The sequence below is a fragment of the Paenibacillus sp. FSL H8-0457 genome (genome assembly GCF_038051935.1).
In the GTDB taxonomy this organism is placed as follows: Bacteria; Bacillota; Bacilli; order Paenibacillales; family Paenibacillaceae; genus Paenibacillus_AQ; species Paenibacillus_AQ lautus_A.
In genome coordinates this window covers 959222-977879 of record NZ_CP150293.1, presented here as the reverse complement: position 1 = coordinate 977879, position 18658 = coordinate 959222, and the positions used below count along the sequence as shown (strand labels likewise).

At 52.9% G+C, this 18658-nt stretch carries 16 protein-coding genes; 3 read left to right on the top strand and 13 right to left on the bottom strand.

Translation table 11 applies throughout. The annotated features are described in order from the left end of the window. Positions 1-24: 24 nt before the first annotated feature. The 3 genes from MHI43_RS04290 to acpS all read right to left on the bottom strand — a co-directional run bounded on the left by MHI43_RS04290 (position 25) and on the right by acpS (position 2893). On the bottom strand, positions 25-1260 hold the full coding sequence (locus MHI43_RS04290; protein ID WP_036664430.1) for an MFS transporter: 1236 nt from the start codon (positions 1258-1260) through the stop codon (positions 25-27). Between the two features lie 64 nt (positions 1261-1324). Further along, positions 1325-2473 carry an A/G-specific adenine glycosylase gene (mutY, locus tag MHI43_RS04285; protein ID WP_036664432.1) on the bottom strand — a complete coding sequence of 383 codons (1149 nt, stop codon included), beginning with the start codon at positions 2471-2473 and terminating at the stop codon, positions 1325-1327. Continuing rightward, complete coding sequence (gene acpS / locus MHI43_RS04280; RefSeq protein ID WP_012819011.1) at positions 2474-2893, bottom strand: holo-ACP synthase; 420 nt, start codon at positions 2891-2893, stop codon at positions 2474-2476. It lies immediately after the preceding gene. Positions 2894-3094: 201 nt separating this feature from the next. Here acpS and MHI43_RS04275 point away from each other — a divergent pair, with 201 nt between their 5' ends. Further along, positions 3095-3646: a dihydrofolate reductase family protein gene (locus MHI43_RS04275; RefSeq protein WP_036664435.1), complete on the top strand. Its 552-nt coding sequence runs from the start codon at positions 3095-3097 to the stop codon at positions 3644-3646. Positions 3647-3724: 78 nt separating this feature from the next. On the opposite strand, the gene nadE is transcribed toward MHI43_RS04275, so the two are convergent. The 3 genes from nadE to MHI43_RS04260 all read right to left on the bottom strand — a co-directional run bounded on the left by nadE (position 3725) and on the right by MHI43_RS04260 (position 7132). After that, on the bottom strand, positions 3725-4534 hold the full coding sequence (gene nadE / locus MHI43_RS04270; protein ID WP_009594931.1) for an ammonia-dependent NAD(+) synthetase: 810 nt from the start codon (positions 4532-4534) through the stop codon (positions 3725-3727). 113 nt (positions 4535-4647) lie between these two features. Continuing rightward, a complete protein-coding gene (locus MHI43_RS04265; protein ID WP_009594942.1) occupies positions 4648-5082 on the bottom strand; it encodes a BrxA/BrxB family bacilliredoxin in 435 nt (144 codons plus the stop codon). Positions 5083-5407: 325 nt separating this feature from the next. Next, positions 5408-7132, bottom strand: a complete 1725-nt coding sequence (locus MHI43_RS04260) for an ATP-binding protein (RefSeq protein WP_036664437.1) — start codon at positions 7130-7132, stop codon at positions 5408-5410. A gap of 210 nt (positions 7133-7342) precedes the next feature. Between MHI43_RS04260 and MHI43_RS04255 the strand changes: the two genes are divergently transcribed. Then, the gene (locus tag MHI43_RS04255; RefSeq protein WP_036664441.1) at positions 7343-8620 is read left to right on the top strand and encodes an NAD(P)/FAD-dependent oxidoreductase; all 1278 of its coding nucleotides are present in this window, start codon (positions 7343-7345) and stop codon (positions 8618-8620) included. A 50-nt stretch (positions 8621-8670) separates the two neighbouring features. Here MHI43_RS04255 and MHI43_RS04250 read toward each other — a convergent pair whose 3' ends face one another. Both MHI43_RS04250 and MHI43_RS04245 read right to left on the bottom strand, forming a co-directional pair. Next, positions 8671-9936: an ABC transporter permease gene (locus MHI43_RS04250; protein ID WP_012819007.1), complete on the bottom strand. Its 1266-nt coding sequence runs from the start codon at positions 9934-9936 to the stop codon at positions 8671-8673. Positions 9937-9950: 14 nt separating this feature from the next. Continuing rightward, positions 9951-10682 (bottom strand): ABC transporter ATP-binding protein, encoded by a 732-nt coding sequence (locus MHI43_RS04245; RefSeq protein WP_036664445.1) that lies wholly within the window; start codon positions 10680-10682, stop codon positions 9951-9953. A 304-nt stretch (positions 10683-10986) separates the two neighbouring features. Between MHI43_RS04245 and MHI43_RS04240 the strand changes: the two genes are divergently transcribed. Next, the gene (locus tag MHI43_RS04240; protein ID WP_012819005.1) at positions 10987-11457 is read left to right on the top strand and encodes a MarR family transcriptional regulator; all 471 of its coding nucleotides are present in this window, start codon (positions 10987-10989) and stop codon (positions 11455-11457) included. Between the two features lie 74 nt (positions 11458-11531). On the opposite strand, the gene MHI43_RS04235 is transcribed toward MHI43_RS04240, so the two are convergent. The 5 genes from MHI43_RS04235 to MHI43_RS04215 all read right to left on the bottom strand — a co-directional run bounded on the left by MHI43_RS04235 (position 11532) and on the right by MHI43_RS04215 (position 18633). Continuing rightward, on the bottom strand, positions 11532-12533 hold the full coding sequence (locus MHI43_RS04235; RefSeq protein ID WP_235201854.1) for a glycosyl hydrolase 53 family protein: 1002 nt from the start codon (positions 12531-12533) through the stop codon (positions 11532-11534). Between the two features lie 337 nt (positions 12534-12870). Then, positions 12871-14943, bottom strand: a complete 2073-nt coding sequence (locus MHI43_RS04230; RefSeq protein WP_036664448.1) for a beta-galactosidase — start codon at positions 14941-14943, stop codon at positions 12871-12873. 40 nt (positions 14944-14983) lie between these two features. Next, on the bottom strand, positions 14984-15862 hold the full coding sequence (locus MHI43_RS04225; RefSeq protein WP_009594891.1) for a carbohydrate ABC transporter permease: 879 nt from the start codon (positions 15860-15862) through the stop codon (positions 14984-14986). A 21-nt stretch (positions 15863-15883) separates the two neighbouring features. After that, positions 15884-16774: an ABC transporter permease subunit gene (locus tag MHI43_RS04220; protein ID WP_036664449.1), complete on the bottom strand. Its 891-nt coding sequence runs from the start codon at positions 16772-16774 to the stop codon at positions 15884-15886. A gap of 173 nt (positions 16775-16947) precedes the next feature. After that, positions 16948-18633 (bottom strand): extracellular solute-binding protein, encoded by a 1686-nt coding sequence (locus MHI43_RS04215; protein ID WP_036664452.1) that lies wholly within the window; start codon positions 18631-18633, stop codon positions 16948-16950. Between the last annotated feature and the right edge of the window lie 25 nt (positions 18634-18658).

Here is an 18658-nt window from a genome sequence, read left to right as displayed (position 1 = left end):
CTTTTCATATTCATTTTATTCCTCCTACGCATCGTTTGCCGCTGCTGCAGGGCCGGACTCATAATAGCGCGCTTTGGACGGAGAGTAGATGACCGCCAGCAGCATGACAGAGGACAGAACCGCTGCGCCTGCCCCGATCAGGCATACGGCCTGCAGCGACCAGGCATCGGCGGCAAAACCGAGCAGGAGCGTGAAGAGAATCTGCAGCATCCCTTCCAGCAGTCGGGTCACGCTCGTAAAGCGTCCCATGAGATCAACGGGTACCTGGTTTTGAAAAAAGGTGGTATAGCCCGCGTTGGCATACGAAGAGAAGAAACCAAACACGATAAAACCGATTACGGCCGTCATGAGGCCCGATGCCGCATAGAAGATCATATAGCCGATGCTCGACAGGAGCATCCCTGCACCGATAAACATACGCAGCGACAGCCGTTTAACGGATAAAGACGCAGCCATCGAGCCTGCCAGATACCCTGCTCCCGCAACGCTGACAAGCAATCCGTAATCCTCGTCGCCGAGGAGCAGCACCTGCTTAATGAACGTGGCCTCCTGGGAATCAAGCGCAAAACCGAGCAGCGCGGCGGATTGAAACAGCACGTATACGAGCATAAAATACTTCGCGGCCTTTCCGAAATCGATCACCGCGGCCCAGTCCCGCAGCAGCATTCTCATCGTCATGGCCTCCCGCTTGCTGTCTGCCGCCTCCTCTCCATCCACATCGGGAAGGAAGTAGATGACAAGCGCACAGATCAGGAAGGATACCGCATTGATGACGATGCTGACTCGAATATCCGTGTAGGCGATCAACAGGCCGGATAAGGCGGGTCCAAGCAGCACCGCGCCGGAAGTCGTAAAGCTGGACCATGCGTTGAACCGCTTTCGTTCCTCTGCCGGAATCAGCTTCGTTACGTACGTCATGGACGTAGGCCCAAAGAAAGAGCCCGCCACGTTAATCAGAAACATGATGCCATAGATGCCCCACACCGAGGACATGAAGGGAATCAGGGCGATCAAGGCCCCTCGGATCACATCGGTGATCATCATAAGCCTGCGCTTGTTCGCCCTGTCGATGATGCTGCCCGCCCAGGAGTTGGTCAACAGAGTAGCGAGCGGCCGGATGATGAACAATCCGGCCACTGCCGCGGGAGACCCCGTCATGTGGAGCACGAGCAAATTGATGGCAACCAGATAGATCCAGTTCCCGAGATTGGAGATCCCGATGCCAAAAATGTACAACAACGCATTCTTCCAACTATGCAAAAGCTTCACGACTCCTTACAAACCTCTTCTGCATTACATCCTAATGAAAAAGGCAAAAGCGGCTTCAAGATGAGAAATAGGCATTCAGAATCCGGATGAATACATTGGGAAATGCGTAACGCTCCATATCCTGAACGTGAATCCACCGGAAATTCTCTTCGCCCGTCTCATATGCAGCCGCGCTTTCCGCTGCTTGCAGGGCTGCCGGCGGCACATCCTGCCACTTACAGCGGTATACGCCCATATTCCATTGAATATGGCTAAAGGTATGCTCCGCGTCCATCACATGGCCGATCGGCTGGACCGGTACCCCTTCCTCCAGCAAGGCATCGCGCAAGCGGACCATCGCCGTCTCCTCGGGCATTGCGGCCGGTACGCTGCTCCCATCGGCCGGTACGATCACATGCGGCAGCTCCCACATACCGGCCAATAAACCGGCGGCTGGACGCTTGCGGATCAGGATCTTGCCTTCGTGCACGCCGGTACCCTCTACAATCGCGGTAAGACGGTATTCAGGACGCGGCGGCTTGGCCTTCGTTTTAATAGGAAGCGATTCCTCTTTGCCCTCCAGCCTGGCCGAACAATGCTCCATGACCGGACATACCAGGCATTTGGGCGACTTCGGCGTACAGATCAAGGCCCCCAGCTCCATCAGCGCCTGGGTGAAATCCGAGGCCCGTCCATCCGGTACCAGCGTCAGCACCAGATCCTCCATCTTGGTACGGGTTTTCACTTTCATGATATCTTCCTCGATCAAAAAATAACGGGAAAGCACGCGCATCACGTTGCCGTCCACGGCCGCGGCCGGAATGTTGAACGCGATGCTGCGAATGGCGCCCGAAGTATAGGGACCTATCCCTTTCAGACCCGACACTTCATCTTTGCCGCTGGGCATCACGCCATCGTACTGCTCCGTCACTTGTCTAGCGGCAGCCTGAAGGTTGCGTGCGCGGGAATAATAGCCCAGACCTTCCCAGCATTTCAATACATCGTCCTCCGGCGCGTCCGCAAGCGATTGGATCGTCGGAAACCGCTCGATAAACCGATGGAAATACGGAATCACCGTGTCTACCCGGGTCTGCTGCAGCATAATTTCAGATACCCATATATAATAAGGATCGCGATGCCTGCGCCATGGCAAATCCCGTTTATTGATTTCATACCAATCCAGCAGCTCTTGGCTGAAGTATCGTTTGTGTTCCGTGTTATGCATCTATTCGTAATCTCCTTCGTCTTCCTTACTTGATCTCTCCACCACGGCGAAAGCGGAAGCCAGCGTGGCCTGATGGGAAATCGTCAAATGAATCGCATAATGGGCGGGGCCCCCCAAGCCCAGACGGTCCCAGGCTTCCTTGGACAGACTGGCTTCCGGCCTGCCGAGAGCACCCGGCATTACTTCCATGTCATGGAACCCGATCAGGCGGCCGATTCCGCAGCCAAAAGCCTTGGATATCGCCTCCTTGGCAGCAAAACGCCCGGCAACAAACTCCGTCCGTCTTGCCCCCTTCTTAGCGGCAACGGCCTGCTCTTGCTGCGTAAGCACGCGCTGAATGAACTTCTCTCCATGCGGGCCTGTCATCAACGTCTCCATTCGCTTCATATCCAGCACATCATGCCCGATTCCGTAGATCACAATCGTCTGCTCCCCTTCGTTGATCCAGTCTTCCTGTTCCAAAAAAATAAACACGCTCCTACTTATTGTAGCAGTCGATGTCCGCCAACGCGAGACTACGGTGTTACAACAGGATGAAATTAAATATATATTTGTTGTATTTCAAATTTTATCCATATAGACTGAACAGAACAGCATATAAAACGAAGGAGGAATCATCTTGTGGGTACATTAATTTATCACGTTGCCGTTTCGCTTGACTATTTTATCGCAGATCAAGCTATGATGGAGGGGAGAATCGATCAGACCCTTTTTTTATTCGATGGTGAACATGTTCCGGACTTCGTAGCTGAAATCCAGGATTATGAGGCGGTCCTCATGGGCGGTAAAACGTATGCGTTTGGTTTTAAGATGGGGGCTAAGCCGGGGGAGCCAGGTTACCAAGGTCTTAAGCATTATATATTCTCACGTTCGTTAGAATTCGAATCCAACGATGAGGTTGAATTGATCAAGGAGGACGCCATCCCCTTCATCCGTCATCTCAAAGAGCAGACAGTCGGCAAGCTGTGGCTGTGCGGCGGCGGAGAATTGGCAGGAAACCTGCTCCAGCATAAACTCATCGATCAGCTGGTTTTAAAAATTAATCCAGTGATGGTTGGTGACGGTGTTCCGTTATTCGGCGGTGTCAAACCCAGGCTGAAGTTCGATTTGATCGATACGAAGCAATATGCCAACGGCGTTCTCAAACCGACCTACAACATCATGTATACCTAGTCTCTCATAAAAAATATAAAGCCTTCCGGGGGATGGATGATCCTCCGAAAGGCTTGTTGCGCTTGGGATATGGTTATGTTAGATGCCTGGAATCGTATTGCGCTTGTGCGCCGTTTTGACGTAATAGCTCTCAAGCTTCTGCTGAACCTCGGGATTGATCGTTTTGCCTTCCAGATAGTCGCTGTTATCATCATAGCTGATTCCGAGCTCTTTCTCGTCCGTTTGTCCTTCCCAAAGTCCGGCAGAAGGCGCTTTGTCAAGAATCGATTGCGGTACCCCCAAATAGGATGCAAGCATGCGAACCTGACGCTTGTTGAGGGAACTCAGCGGCGTAATGTCCACTGCACCGTCCCCCCACTTGGTATAGAAGCCGGTAATCGCCTCGGATGCATGGTCCGTGCCGACAACAATCAAATTCTGCTCGAATGCCAGCGCATATTGTACCACCATACGCACTCTGGCCTTCACGTTGCCTTTGCCGGGGATACTCATATGTTGATGGACGCCGATATTCTTCAGGCCATGCTCCACTTCCAAAGCAACCTCGTTCACCGCCTCCTCGATATTGGTCTCGACGGTATATTTCAAATCGAAGGCCTTCGCCGTTGCGTAGCTGTCGGAAATATCGGCCTGTTCGCCGTATGGCTGGAACACCCCGAGCGTCTTGTATTCCTTGCCGTTCTCCTCTGTGAGCTCGTCTGTAGCCCGCTTGCACAGGCCGGCGGCCACGGCCGAATCGATCCCGCCGCTAATGGCGATCAGCAGTCCGGAAGTGCCGGAGTTCTTCACGTAGTTTTTCAGGAAATCCACGCGCTTGCGTACCTCTTCCTCCACGTTAATCGTAGGTTTGACACCGAGTTCAGCGATAATTTGTTCTTGCAGGCTCATGATAGATGACTCCTTTCAGTATGTTCTCTCTAACTTAAGTACTTCATTCATACAACAAAAGCCCCGCGGCTTCGGAATATGCCGAATGCTTCGGGGCCTATGTAACTGCCGAATTACTGGCAGTAGCGATTGAATGCGTCGGTCAAATCTGCGGCGATTTCCTCGGCGGAACGGTTCTCCACTTGATGACGCTCAATAAAGTGTACCAATTCCCCGTCCTTCAGCAGCGCAATCGATGGGGAGGATGGAGGATACGGAGCAAAATACTCACGGGCTTTCGCCGTTGCTTCCTTATCCTGTCCGGCGAACACGGTATACAAATGATCCGGCTTCACCTGGTTCTCAAGCGCAATGGCTACACCAGGACGTGCTTGCCCCGCTGCGCATCCGCATACGGAGTTTACAACGACCAGCGTTGTGCCTTTCGCCTCCGGAAGCACTTCTTCCACCTCTTCAGGTGTTGTGAGCTCCTTGATTCCCAAACTGGTCAGTTCATCCCGCATCGGTTGAACCATATCGCGCATATATCGGTCAAAAGACATACCCATAACTGCTTCACTCCTTATATAAACAAGATTGTTCGAATTATAACAGCTCATCGATATCTATATTATACAATCCTAAAGAGTGAAAGCAAGAAAATACAAAACGAGCAGCATCACAAAATGGGATACCGCCCGTCTTCTTGCTTCATTTTCATCATACTAGGTAGCAGGATAGTTTACCCCGTCCTTTTTCTTGTCAACGATGGGCTCGCCACGGCGATCTTTGTTTTCACGCTCCTGCTGCTCCTGTTGCTTGGAATCGTTCTTACTCATCCGAATCCCTCCTTTACCCTGAGCTCTGCCTTATGATGCGTAATTAACAGACCGTTTATTCGGAAGCGGCAGCGCTCTGGGATTCCGGCAGGCCGTGCGGGTACGAGCGGACAGGAAAAGAAATGATGAACACCGTGCCCTCACCTAGGTGCGATTTTACGTCTATCGTTCCATGATGACGCTGTACAATGCTCATGCACAGGGCGAGTCCAAGCCCCGTCCCCTTGCTCTTCGTGGTAAAGAAAGGTTCAAACAAGCGCTCCAGCTCATTCTCCGGTATGCCGATTCCGGTATCCGCCACATACAACTGGGCGAGGTTCCCTTCCAGCCGGGTTTCGATCGTCAACGTCCCCTTGTCATCCATGGCCTCCATCCCATTGCGGCACAAGTTCAGAATGAGCTGCTTCATTTCCTTGGCATTCAGATACAGTTCGGGAATGCCGGTTCCCAGTTTCAGCTCGATGTTCTGTCCGCGCAAATTGGCGTCCGCCCACAAAAGCGGACTGAGCTCATGGATAATGTCATGAAGGTGGCACTCTTCTTTCTCGGCTGCCCGGTTCTGGGCCAGGGACAAAAAGTCGCTGATGATGCCATTGGCCCGATCGAGCTCTTCCATGACGATCCGGTAATAATGATCCAGCGTATCCGGACTCTTCTCTTTCATAAGCTGCAGGAATCCGCGCACGACAGCCATCGGGTTGCGAATCTCGTGGGTGATGCTTGCCGCCATTTGGCCGACCAAGCTTAACCGTTCTACATTAATAAATTCCGTGCGGAGCTTCTCAAGCTCCGTAATGTCTTCCATAATGCCTACCGCACCCATGATGTCGCCGTTCCCATTATGTATAAGCGGATAAATGCCGGTAGAATACACTCTAGTAGCGCTGCGCATAATTTCCCCTGTGCTTTCGACACCGTTTATGGCTCTCTGAAATCGGCTGCGCAGATGTTCCTTTTGAATCATGCCCTCCAACAAGTCGAACAACGGCCTGCCGATGACATCCTTGGTGGTCAGATTGGGAAACACGCTTCGAAAGCTGCGGATAAGCGGTTGATTAAAGGCGATGATATTGCCGCTGCGATCCACCGCAACCATCCCTAAAGGAATCATCTCCATTATTTTCGTTAATGAAGCAATCTCTCCGTCCTTCACGTCGTACTGGCCCGAAGCCAGACGCCCAGAGGTTAATTCGATCCAATACACGATCACTCCCGAATAAAAAATGCCGATCAGCATATACAGAATGGTCACCAGAATCGTGTCCGGATTCAGATCGTCATTCCTAGCCTTTCCTTCCATCGCGTGGCAGGCTACAATAATCAGCATAGCCGGAACGAGCGCGCTCCAGAGCCAATAAATCTTTTCGGTCATGGAGCCTTTCTTGAAATTGGAGGATACCCTAGGTAATAGCGAGTATCCCAAGACAAGCAAATTCAGAACGAGGCCGGTCGTTGACCAGCCGTTAATCAGCCCATGGCTTGTGAAATAAATTACTGCAAGACATAGCCCTGAACTCCTGCTTCCATATAATATGCCTAAAAATAACGGGATCACGCCAAGATGGATCGGAACGTAATAATCGCTCATTGCAGAAATCAAGACGCACAATACGGTACTGATTCCGCTGGCAATGACAATATGCTTGCGAAATCGAAGCAGATCATCCGGGTTCTTCTTGTTCAGGCACTTTAGATGTCTGTCGAGGAGAAGCGGCAGATGAAAGATGAGTGTACCAGACAGCAAAACTTGCAGCAAAATATCTTTCCATAGGCTCAGCACAGTGATCCATCACCTCAATTGGACAACGCATCTAATATTTCTGATTAAAGCACAGGCGACATCATATTACAATATCTTGTAAATTCCTGCAGCGGCGACGGAGTCCCACGTCTTATGTCCTATTCATGAGGTTTGGGATAATTCGTGAATATCCTATATAATAAGATCCATCTATTAATTGATATACCCCCAAAGGAGCTATGAGCAAACATGCTTGATTATGATATTATCGTCGTCGGAGGCGGACCTTCCGGATTGATGTCCTGCGTGGCTGCAGGGGAAAGAGGAGCTTCTGTCCTCTTGATCGACAAAGGGGACAAGCTAGGCCGTAAGCTTGGCATCTCGGGCGGCGGAAGATGCAATGTCACGAATGCCAAAGAACAGGATGAATTGATTGCCAACATTCCGGGGAACGGACGCTTTTTATACAGCGCTTTTCAGCATTGGAACAACAGGGACATCATGACCTTCTTCGAGGGTCTTGGCATTCGGCTGAAGGAGGAAGACAACGGGCGCATGTTCCCTGTTACGGACAAAGCCTCCAGCGTGGTGAATGCCCTGATTGGCAAAGTGAAGGAGCTCGGTACCGATATCCGGACGAATAGCCCGGTGAACCGCGTTCTCTATGAGAACGGCCGGACGGCCGGGGTCGAGCTGAAATCCGGGGAAGTGATCCAATCTTCCTGTGTGATCATTGCCACCGGCGGGCAATCCGTGCCCCAGACCGGTTCGACGGGAGACGGTTATCCATGGGCTGAAGCCGCAGGCCATACGATAACGGAGCTGTATCCGACCGAGGTGCCTATCGTGTCTACCGAGCCTTTTATTGCCTCTAAAGAGCTGCAGGGCTTGTCACTGCGGGAGGTGGAGCTGTCCGTCTGGAATCCGAAAGGAAAAAAAGTGATTGCCCACCGGGGAGATATGCTGTTTACCCATTTCGGGGTGTCCGGACCGATCGCGCTTCGCTGCAGTCAGTTCATCCGCCAGGTGCAGCGGAAATTCGATGTCGTCAACGTGGACATGGCCATCGACATGTTCCCCGAGCGCTCTCAAACGGAGCTTGCGGCCGAGCTCAAAGGGCGATTGGAGGAGGAGCCGCGAAAGAGCATCAAGAACGTGCTTAAGGGCATGCTGCCGGAGCGGATGATCCCGCTGCTGTTATCCAAATCGTCCATCGATAGCGACATGATCTGCAGCGGCATATCCAAAGCCGCGCAGGAAAACCTGGCCTCCGTTCTTAAAAAGTTTACGTTCCGCGCTTCAGGCACCCGTTCGCTGAAGGAGGCCTTCGTGACGGGCGGCGGCGTCAGCCTCAAGGAAATCCAGCCCAAAAGCATGGAATCGAAGCTGATGCCCGGCCTCTTCTTCTGTGGCGAGATTATGGATATACATGGATACACCGGCGGCTACAACATCACGGCCGCCTTTGCGACCGGATATACGGCAGGCAAGCATGCCGCCGAGTCCTTATCGCACATAGCCGATTAAAAAAGCGCGCCGGAATGCCCTGTAGATGGGAGCATTCCGGCGCGCTTTGATTATTCCTGAGGTTGGCGTTTCTCCTCCTTGTATACCGGCCAAGACATGAGCGATGGCGCGACCATGAGAGCAAGCACGGTCAATGCAAGCACGGCGAGCCATCCCATTACGCCCTGAAAAAGCGTTAACCCTGCCACGAGCGAATAAAGAAATGCGGGAACGGCGAGCAAAGCTCGTACCGCAACAATGCCGGCGGCTCGATGCTGCTGATTCGTAAACGGAAGCACATGCATGAATTCGGCTTTGGCAAACAACGCCCATCTTGTGTTCAGCCAATACGACATCATCAAGACAAGGGCAACATAAACGATGATTTTGATGATCAGCGGCGGGAGCCAGATGGCCGGGATGCCGACCAGCGTAATCTGAACGTACAATAACAGGCTCTCAGGTTGGCGCAAAATCGCTTTAAGCCCCGCATCGGCTAGCCTTTTCTCCGCCGTGCCTTTAAACAATCGGCCGGACTTCCGCATAAACCAGGTTTTGCTTCGTATGCTGGGCGGTTTCCCGACGGCTTGAACCAGCAGCTTCTCCGTCAGCTGCACCCGAGTCTTTGCATCTTCGCGCGCATCGGCCAGGAAGGTCCCCTGCATGGCCAGACGTTTTCGGCTGAGAAAAAAAAGCAGTATGAGCAGAAGCAAAACCGCCGCCCATATCACAACATAGGACTGAAGCCAAAACGTAACAAGCAGCGTCAGCAGTCCGAATGATAGCCAGCGTACAACATACGTCATCAGATGCTTCCGCCAGCCTTTATAACGGGAACGAATCATGGCCGTCCATAGATTGGCGCACCAGGCGCAAACGACTGTAACTGCCAGCAATGTCATCAGGGCAGTTCCGGTAATTTCATGTTCCCTGACGAGAATCGGCAGCGCAAGCACCGAGATGATCAATCCCTTGATCGTTGAAACCGCATGACTGTACGCCATGCCTCCGATCATTAATCCCTTCATCCATTCCCGCTGCTGGCGAAGAAACAACGTGTCGGCCTCTTCAAAGAATAGCAGCACTCTGCCGGAAAACATGAAGAGCAGGATCCCTACCACCGCTTGCAGCGGCAGGAATTGTACCCATCCGGGAAGCGGGCTCGTCCATAACTCGCGGTATAACCCGCCTCCCAAGAGAAGGCCGGGGACAATAATGTAGAGCATCACGACCCAGTCGACCACGGTCGCCAGATTGTCGCGCTGATTCTTCCAATGAGCGGTCACCCTTCGCCATAAAAGGGAGCCCGGATGTCTGAAGTGATGTGATCGTTCCATATCCATCATCCCCCTCATGTCAGCGCATCGAAGCAGTCAAACAACGATGCGCCGGGAAGTTCAGCGGACTGCCGGATTTGGTCCAGCGTGCCCTCCGAGGCAATCCGCCCTCCGGATATGAGCACAAATCGATCGCAAATTTTCTCCGCGGTGTCCAGCACATGGGTAGACATCAATACACCTGCGCCACGGTGCCTCTCCTCGAGCAGCAAATTCAGGAAGTCGCGGGTTGCCCGGGGATCCAAACCGATAAACGGCTCGTCTACGATATAAACGTCGGGTTTGGAGAGAAAGCCGATCATCAGCATCATCTTCTGCTTCATTCCTTTGGAGAAGCCTCCCGGCAGTTCATGGCGTACCGACTCCATGCCGAACTGCCGAAGCAGCTGGGCGGCCTGCTCCTCAAAATGCTGATCGTCCATTCCAAAAGCAGCGGCTGCCAGATCCAAATGCTCCCACAGCGTCAAGTCCTCGTAAAACACGGGCTGCTCGGGAACGTAAGCATATCGCGGAGGACTGCCCGCAATATAGACGTCGGCCTTGCTATCTTTAAGAAGCCCCAGCACCGTCTTAATGGTCGTGCTTTTCCCCGCTCCGTTCGGTCCGATCAAACCCAGAAGCTCGCCGGGCACCACTTGAAACGATATATCCCGTATGCGCGGGCGGCTTGGTTCGTATCCTGCCTCCTGAATATCCACCTTCAGCACCGGTTCAGGCCCAAGTCCATTCTCTTGAATCTTATGCATCCTAACACCCCATCCGTTGTCTCTATTCCCAGTATTACGCATCAGGGCAAGGATTAGTTGCATTTAGCGAAACATTCTTGCATTATATCGTAGTCGTTTCAGGGACCCTTCCCATTTGAATTTCATTATAGGATCGGCGCACGGAGGGCGTATCGGGCTGGAGGCATCGTGGCTGCCGGAGCCGGAGGATGGAAAATGTTTCGTCCGCATTGTGACAAATCACATGTTGCATTTGTACATTTCAGCGTAATCTTAGATTTGAAGTAATTCAGGACATGAGTCCATACCAAAGGCGGGAGAATGTATGAAGGTGTCACATGAACGCGATACACAGCTTGCGATGCACCTGTATCGGGTGTTTGCCAAGTCATTCAAGAGCGTCAACGAACATGTCGTGAATGGCAGTAAAATCGAAGGCTTTAATCCAACCTCTTTTGCCGTAATGGAAGTACTGTTCTATAAAGGCCGCCAGCCCATCCAGCAGATCGGGGCACAGCTGCTCCTGCAGAGCGGAAACGTCACTTACGTGGTCGATAAGCTGGTTGAAAAAGGCTACGTGCGCCGCAGACCCTGCCCCGAGGACAGACGAGTGATCTATGCCGAGCTGACTCCGTCCGGAGAGCAATTGATGCAGAAGCTGTACCCGCTGCATGAACAACACATCCAGCATGCCTTGGGAGGATTGGACGAGGAAGAGAAGCGCCAGTTGATCGGACTGCTGGGCAAAATGGGAAAACATGCGGAACAGGTGCAGATCGTGCGCCAGCAGGGCTGAAAAAACACAGAGAAGAACCCTTCCTCCTTCTCGGAAACAGGGTTCTTCTTGCTCAATATACCGGTTAGAAACGCTCAGTCTTTAAAGCCTTCCAAGGCAATGGTCGGCTTCCCGTCCGCCTGCCAGGCTCCCTTGTTGTATCCCGCATTGTATCCCGGCGTAGCTTCAGGCTCCCAGTAGAACACGCCCAGTCCGGTACCTCCCGCTAAGCCTCTCACCTTGGTCTTGATGCTCTGGATAAAGCTCTTGGCTGCCGCCGGCTGATTGTAATCCATGCCGATTTCGCTGATCATGATGCTTTTTCCATATCTGGCGGTCATGTCTTTGGCATTGGCTATCGTCTGATCGACCTTCGATGACCAATCGCCCGCTTCCGGGTACAGCGACATGCCGATAATATCGAAGTTCGCGCCGTTGCTGATCAAGCCGCCAATATTCCACTTGAACAATTCATTGTCGTAGCCATTCGATAAATGAACGATCGTCTTGGCCTGGCCGCTGACGGACTTCACCGCGTTATGCCCCGTATTGACGAGCCATGCGTAATTCTTCATGTTCGCTGAGGCCTTGCCGTCCTCCCACAGCATTCCGTTGTTGGTTTCGTTGCCGACCTGTACCCAATCCGGAGTCACGCCTTTGTTCTTCATGGTGTTCATCACATAGACGGTATGGGAATAGACCGCATCCATCAGCTGCTGAAAAGTAAAATTACGCCAAGCATAGGGCTTGTTCTGCTGTCCCGGATCCGCCCAGGAATCGCTGTAATGCAGCGTAAGCATAATGCTCATGCCTTTATTCTTGGCACGCTGGGCCAGCTCGGCGGCTTTTTCCGCATTCAGATAACCGTTCATGTAATCATTCATGTTGGGATTGACCCAGACACGGATCCTTGCCGAATTGATCTGGTAATCGTTCTTCAGAATGTCCAGAATATCGCGCTGAACCCCTGTCTTGTCCTTCCACTTATACCCTTGAGCTTCCATACCGGGAACCCAGCTGATGTCCGCACCTTTTGCAAAGGCAGGCGCCGCCTCGGCGGCGTCGTTACCCGAAAAGCCAAACGTTAACGCAAGCATCGACACGCAAAGAAACATTCTGAACCAAACTCCTTTCGCGACTCCAGTCATTACGATACCTCCTTGGTTTTTCGTTCACTGCGCAAGTGACACTCCTATTGTAAGCGTTTTCCAAATGGGGCCACAGGGCATAATGCCAACATTTCCGGTCCTTTTCCAAGCAAAATGAACCCGGGCGCAAGGGCCCGAAATGTCAGATCCGGTGCGGAAAGGACGATCACATGGAATAGGCAAATGAGCGGCGCGGTGCATGATGAAGGGACAGGCATCACGAAGGCACCTGTCCCTGGAAGAGGCATGTTTTGAAACGAATCGGAACATGGAAGGCTGAGCCGGCTTACGCACTCGCCCCTTTTTTGATCACCTTCACTCCGTAAGGCGCCAACTCTAGCTCTGCCCCTAGGGCTTCGCACGAGATAAAATCACGGTAATCGGCTCCGTCCAGCGTGACCCGCTTCGCTTCGCCAGAGAAGTTCATCACAAAAATGTAATCTGACTCTCCATCCGTACGAATGGATGAGCTTACGCCCGAAGGCAGCTCCATCGGCAGCGCCCGGCGGACGCCTGTCCGTTCAACGAGCTTCCTGTAAAAATCGGAATGAAAAGGCTCCTTGTTCCGGGAGGCGATATAATAGGCCCGGCCCTTCCCAAGCTGATTGACCGTCAATGCTGGCCGTCCCGCATAGAAATCGGACCGGTAAACGGCCAGCGCCTCCGCCGTCTCCAGATGAATGAGGTCGCACAGCTCAACGGCTTCATAGGCCTCGGCCAAGCCAAGCCCCCCTCCGTCATTCGTTACGATCCCATTGACATCGTGATCATGGAGAGCATCGATTTCCTCCGACCATATGCCGAGCGTCTTACGAAGGGGACCCGGAAATCCGCCAAGGAAGCAAAGGTCAAACTCGTCGACGATTCCCGACCAATACGTCGCAACAAATGTGCCGCCCGCTTCCACAAATTGTTGAATCCGTTCGCCCACGCCTGGGCGCACCATGTACAGCATGGGGGCGACCACCAGTTTATATCCGGAGAAATCCTGCTCCATATCGATGACATCCATCGGGACTCCCTGCTTCCATAAAGCCCGGTAATGCTCTTGCACGGTCTCCTCATACTTGACTCCCTTATTCCGCGGACCTTGCGCATCGTTGATGGCCCAGCGGTTCTCCCAGTCAAAAATGACGGCCGCTTCCGCCGGAATGCCCGTTCCTACAACGGCATCCATCTTGTTGAGATAGTCCCCGACCTCAGCCACGTCGCCGAACACCCGCGTGTGTTCATGACCGACATGATCGACGACGGCGCCGTGCAGCTTCTCGCTCGATCCCCTGCTCTTGCGCCATTGAAAATATTGCACCGTATCCGAACCATGGGCAACGGCTTGCATGGAAGACAGCAAATGCATACCCGGGCGCTTCAGCTTGCTCACCGGCTGCCAGTTCGTCAAACTTGGGGTGCTCTCCATCAGCATCCACGGCTGCCCGCCTTTGATCGAGCGGACGATATCATGCATCATGGCAACGCGGGATGCCTGCGCGGCCTCATCCCCGCCCTGATCATGCCAGGTCGGATAGCTGTCCCAGGATACCACGTCCAGCAAATCGGCAAACTTCCAGTAATTCAGTCCTTCAAAATATTCCATCAGGTTGGTCGTCACCGGAAGGGATGGATTGACCCTGCGGAGGGGTTCCGTTTCGTGCCGGATGAAATCCGCCGTCTGATCGGTTACGAACCGTCTCCAATCCAGGTTCATTCCATGTACCTGCGTCTCCCCGTGCGGCGACGGAGATTCAACCTGGCTCCAATTCGTAATCGTATGGCTCCAGAATGCGGTCCACCAGGCATGGTTGAGGTCATCCAGCGTGGCGTACTTCGCCTGCAGCCAAGACCGGAATGCGTCCTGACAGTAGTCGCAGTGGCAATCGCCGCCAAACTCATTCGAGATATGCCAGCCGATCACGGCTGGATGGTTGCCGTACCGCTCCGCAAGCTTCCTGTTGATCGTATGGACCTTCTCCCGATAGACCGGCGAAGTATAACAGTGATTATGACGGAAGCCGTGCAGGTTACGAACGCGCCTCTCGCTTACGCGCAGCACCTCGGGATACTTCTCCGACATCCAGGCCGGTCTTGCGCCGCTTGGCGTAGCCAGAAAAGCATAAATTCCATTGTCGGCAAAGCGGTCCAATACGCCGTCAAGCCAATCAAACGTGAATACCCCTTCCTCGGGCTCCAATGAAACCCATGAAAATATGCCGACGGACATCACGTTGCAATTCGCCAGCTTCATCAGCCGGATATCCTCTTCGAGCACTTCGGGATAACGGAGCCATTGCTCCGGATTATAATCGGCGCCATGCAGCATGTGCGGAACCCGCGAGCTAATCGGATTAAACATTCGTTTCATAGTAGGTTAAACCTCCTGTTTCCTGATAGGATCGCATCTCTTATTCTTTGACAGAACCCAGCGTCATCCCTTTAACGAAAAAACGCTGCAAAAAAGGATAAACCAGCAGGATGGGCGCCGCGCCGATAAAGATCTGTGCGGCATTCACCGTCGTCTGGGACAACAGCTCCATCTCCTTCGGGCTCATGCTCATCGAGCTCATGTCCCGCTGGATAATGACCGTCTGCAGGAAGGTCGCCAGCGGGAAATCCTTGGCATTGTTCAGATACAGCAGCCCGTCAAACCACGAGTTCCAGTGGAACACCATGCTGAACAGCGCAATCGTGGCAATCGAGGGCAACGAGATCGGCAAATAAATCTTAAACAGCGTTTTGAAATGGCCGGCTCCATCGATGAAAGCCGCTTCCTCCAGTTCTTTCGGAATTCCCCTGAAGAAGTTCAGCATCAGGATCACCAAAAAGGTGTTCACGGTGCCGGGGATCACCAGCACCCAGAAGGAGTTGATCAGGCCCAGCTTCTGAATCACGATATAGAACGGCACCAGGCCTCCATTGAACACCATGCTGAACACAAACAGCCAGGAATAAACACTGCGGCTGCGGAAGACGCGGTTCTCTTTGGACAGCGGATATGCGGCCAGAAACGTCACGGCAAGCGTCAAAGCCGTTCCCAGTACGGTACGTGCAATCGAGATCCAGATCGAGTGTAGAAATGCCGGGTTATTGATCGTTTTTTTGTAAGCTTCCAGCGAAAAATCGACCGGCCATAATCCCACCAGACTGGCGTCGGCAGCGGCTTTGGAGCTGAACGAAATCGCCAGCACATGAAGCAGCGGAATGATGCAGAGAATGGCCAGCGCGACAAGCAAGCAGGTATTAAACACGTTAAATATGCGGTATTCCATCGTTTTATGGTACATGGCTCTCCCTCTTTCGCTCTGCTAGAATATACGGTAGCCCGCCCACTTGTAGGCCAGCCGATAGGATACGAGAATAAGGACCATGCTGATCACGGATTTGAACAAGCCGATGGCCGTTCCGAACCCCATCTCGCCATTCAGGATCGCTGTTCGGTATACAAAGGTATCGATGATATCGCCTTTCTCGTATACCAGCGGATTGTACAGGTTGAAGATTTGGTCAAACCCGGCATTCAGGATGTTGCCGAGCGCCAAGGTCCCGACAACGATCGTGATGGGAATCATGGAAGGGATCGTGATATGAAGCGTTTGTTTCAGGCGTCCCGCTCCATCGATTTCCGCGGCTTCGTACAGGGTCGGGCTAACGCCGGCCAGCGCAGCCAGGAATACAATCGTATTGTAGCCAAACTCCTTCCATACGTCGGATACGATCACCGTGAACCGGAACCAGTTATTGTCTCCAAGAAAAAAGATCGGATCGATGCCGACAGCGGCCAGAATTCGATTAACAAAGCCGTCGACGGCGAGCATTTCGATCAAAATTCCGCCCAGGATGACCCAGGACAAAAAGTGGGGCAAATACACCATCGTTTGGATGCTCCGCTGAAGCGCCGTTTTTCGGATTTCATTCAGCAGAATGGCAAACACGAACGGAATCAGCAGATTGAACACGATTTTCATCACCGCGATGACAAAGGTGTTCCATATGACCTGCATGCTGTCCTGCCTTTCAAACAAGTATCGGAAATTGTCCAAGCCCACCCATGCGGAGCCGCCAACGCCCTCCCACGGCTTATAGTCCTGAAAAGCCATAATGATGCCGCCCATCGGCAAATAACTGAACAAGAACAGACAGATAAGGGCCGGCAGCAGCATGACGTGGAAAGGCCACGTTTTTTTCATCCTCTTCATCCAAGATCCTCCCGTTAAATCAATCTACCTCTTGATTATAGGACCCGTCCCACGGGGCGCAGTAGCCCACAAAACCAATATTCATGGCACGATAGCAATCATTTTGCAGCGTCTTACATGGAACAAAAAGGACGGCCCTAAGCAGGCCGCCCTTCATTACTCGGTAACCACAACTACTTCACGCTTTGATACCATTCGTTAACCTCTTTGGTGATCTGTTCCCCGCCTCCGGCTTTCCACGTTTCCACAAACGTATCAAAAGATTCAACGGGCTGTTTGCCGTAAATGATCTCGTTCAGGGTTTGGTTCTCGATCTTCAGGAGATAATCCCACTTCGATTTCATAGTGGCGGTTACCGGTCCCGTAAACATGTTCTTCTTGGAGATCTCCTCTTGGGAGAGCAGCACTTCCGCAGCGGCAGGCGTATCCTTGCCATAGTTGACCGCCACGTCCTTTTCGAGGCGGCTCTCCGGCTTCCCGCCTTTCGCCAGCTTCAGCAGCGCTTTCATCTGCTCGTCCGGAATGCGGGCACCGTCGCGGACCAGCAAGTAACGGACGACATTCACGTAACCGCCTTGGATCTGATCGTTGGGCACCATTTCGCCATTGGCATCGAGCTCGAAGTCGTAGCCCTCGAACAGCCCGTTGGCAAATTCGCCGCCTTCCTTGGATACAGCAAAGTTATCGAACAAGTAGTTTTGATACGTGAAGAAGGCCTCAGGATGCTCCATATCTTTATGGATCAGGGTAACGCCGTTCGTATACTGCGTTCCATGGCGCATCGCAATGCCGTCAGGGCCAGCCGGAATCTGGACAGGCTTCCAGACGGCTTCCGGCGCATTCTTCACGGTATCGATCAGCGGCCAGCCGCTCATCCAGTAAGGCCCCGGAATGATGCCGGCCGTTCCGGCTACAGCCGGCTCCGCCGTTTTGTTCTCATCCCACAGTGCGGCTTCCTTCGGAATGTATCCTTTATTCATCCACTCGTTCAGCTTCACTAAGCCCTGCTTCATGCCCGCATGGACCGAGCCGTATACCAGGCTTCCGTCCTCAGCCACGTTCCACTGCTGCGGCAGCGTTCCGTAAGCGCCGAATATCCATGACGGATCGCCCATCCAGGTGCTCATGGACGTTTTGAAGCCGATGCTCAGCGGCGTGACTTTATCCGGAGCAAGACCGGACGGGTTCTGATTCTTGAAAGCATCCATGACCTGCTCAAGCTCATCCATCGTTTTCGGTGCGCTCATCCCCAGCTTGTCCAGCCAATCCTGCCGGATCCATAATACATAGTCGTGATTATAGGCAAAATCCAGAACCGGAAGCCCCATTCGCTTACCGTCCCGGCTGTACTGATTCCACACGTTGGGATCCAGATTCATCGCGTTCTTCCACGTTTCCGATGCATACTGGTCAAACAGCGTGCCGACCTCGGCAAACATGCCGGAATCGATCAAATCCTGGGCCAGCTGCTGATTTTCGGTGCCGAGCGTGACGATATCCGGCATTTCCTGTCCGGATGACATGGCCAGCCGCAGTTTGGTTGCAAAAGCGCCGTTGGTATCCGTAATGGACCACAACGATTTGATGTTGATGCCAAACTTCTCCTTGGCCCACTTCGTAGCCACATTGTTCTCGATCGTTTCCCCATTCTTGAATTGAAGCGTCGGATCGACGCCCCACACCGTCGTAATCGTAACTTCCGGATCGTATTTCTCTTTGTAGACGTTTTCAGTTTTGGATTCGGCCGGCTGCTGCGCCGCTTCCGGTTTCGGCTCGCCGCCGGAGCATCCGGCCAAGGATCCGGCCAGGAGCAAGGACGCGGCCAGGATCGGGAACCATTTCTTTCTTCTAGCGGTCATCGTTAAATCCCCCTTCTACCACCTT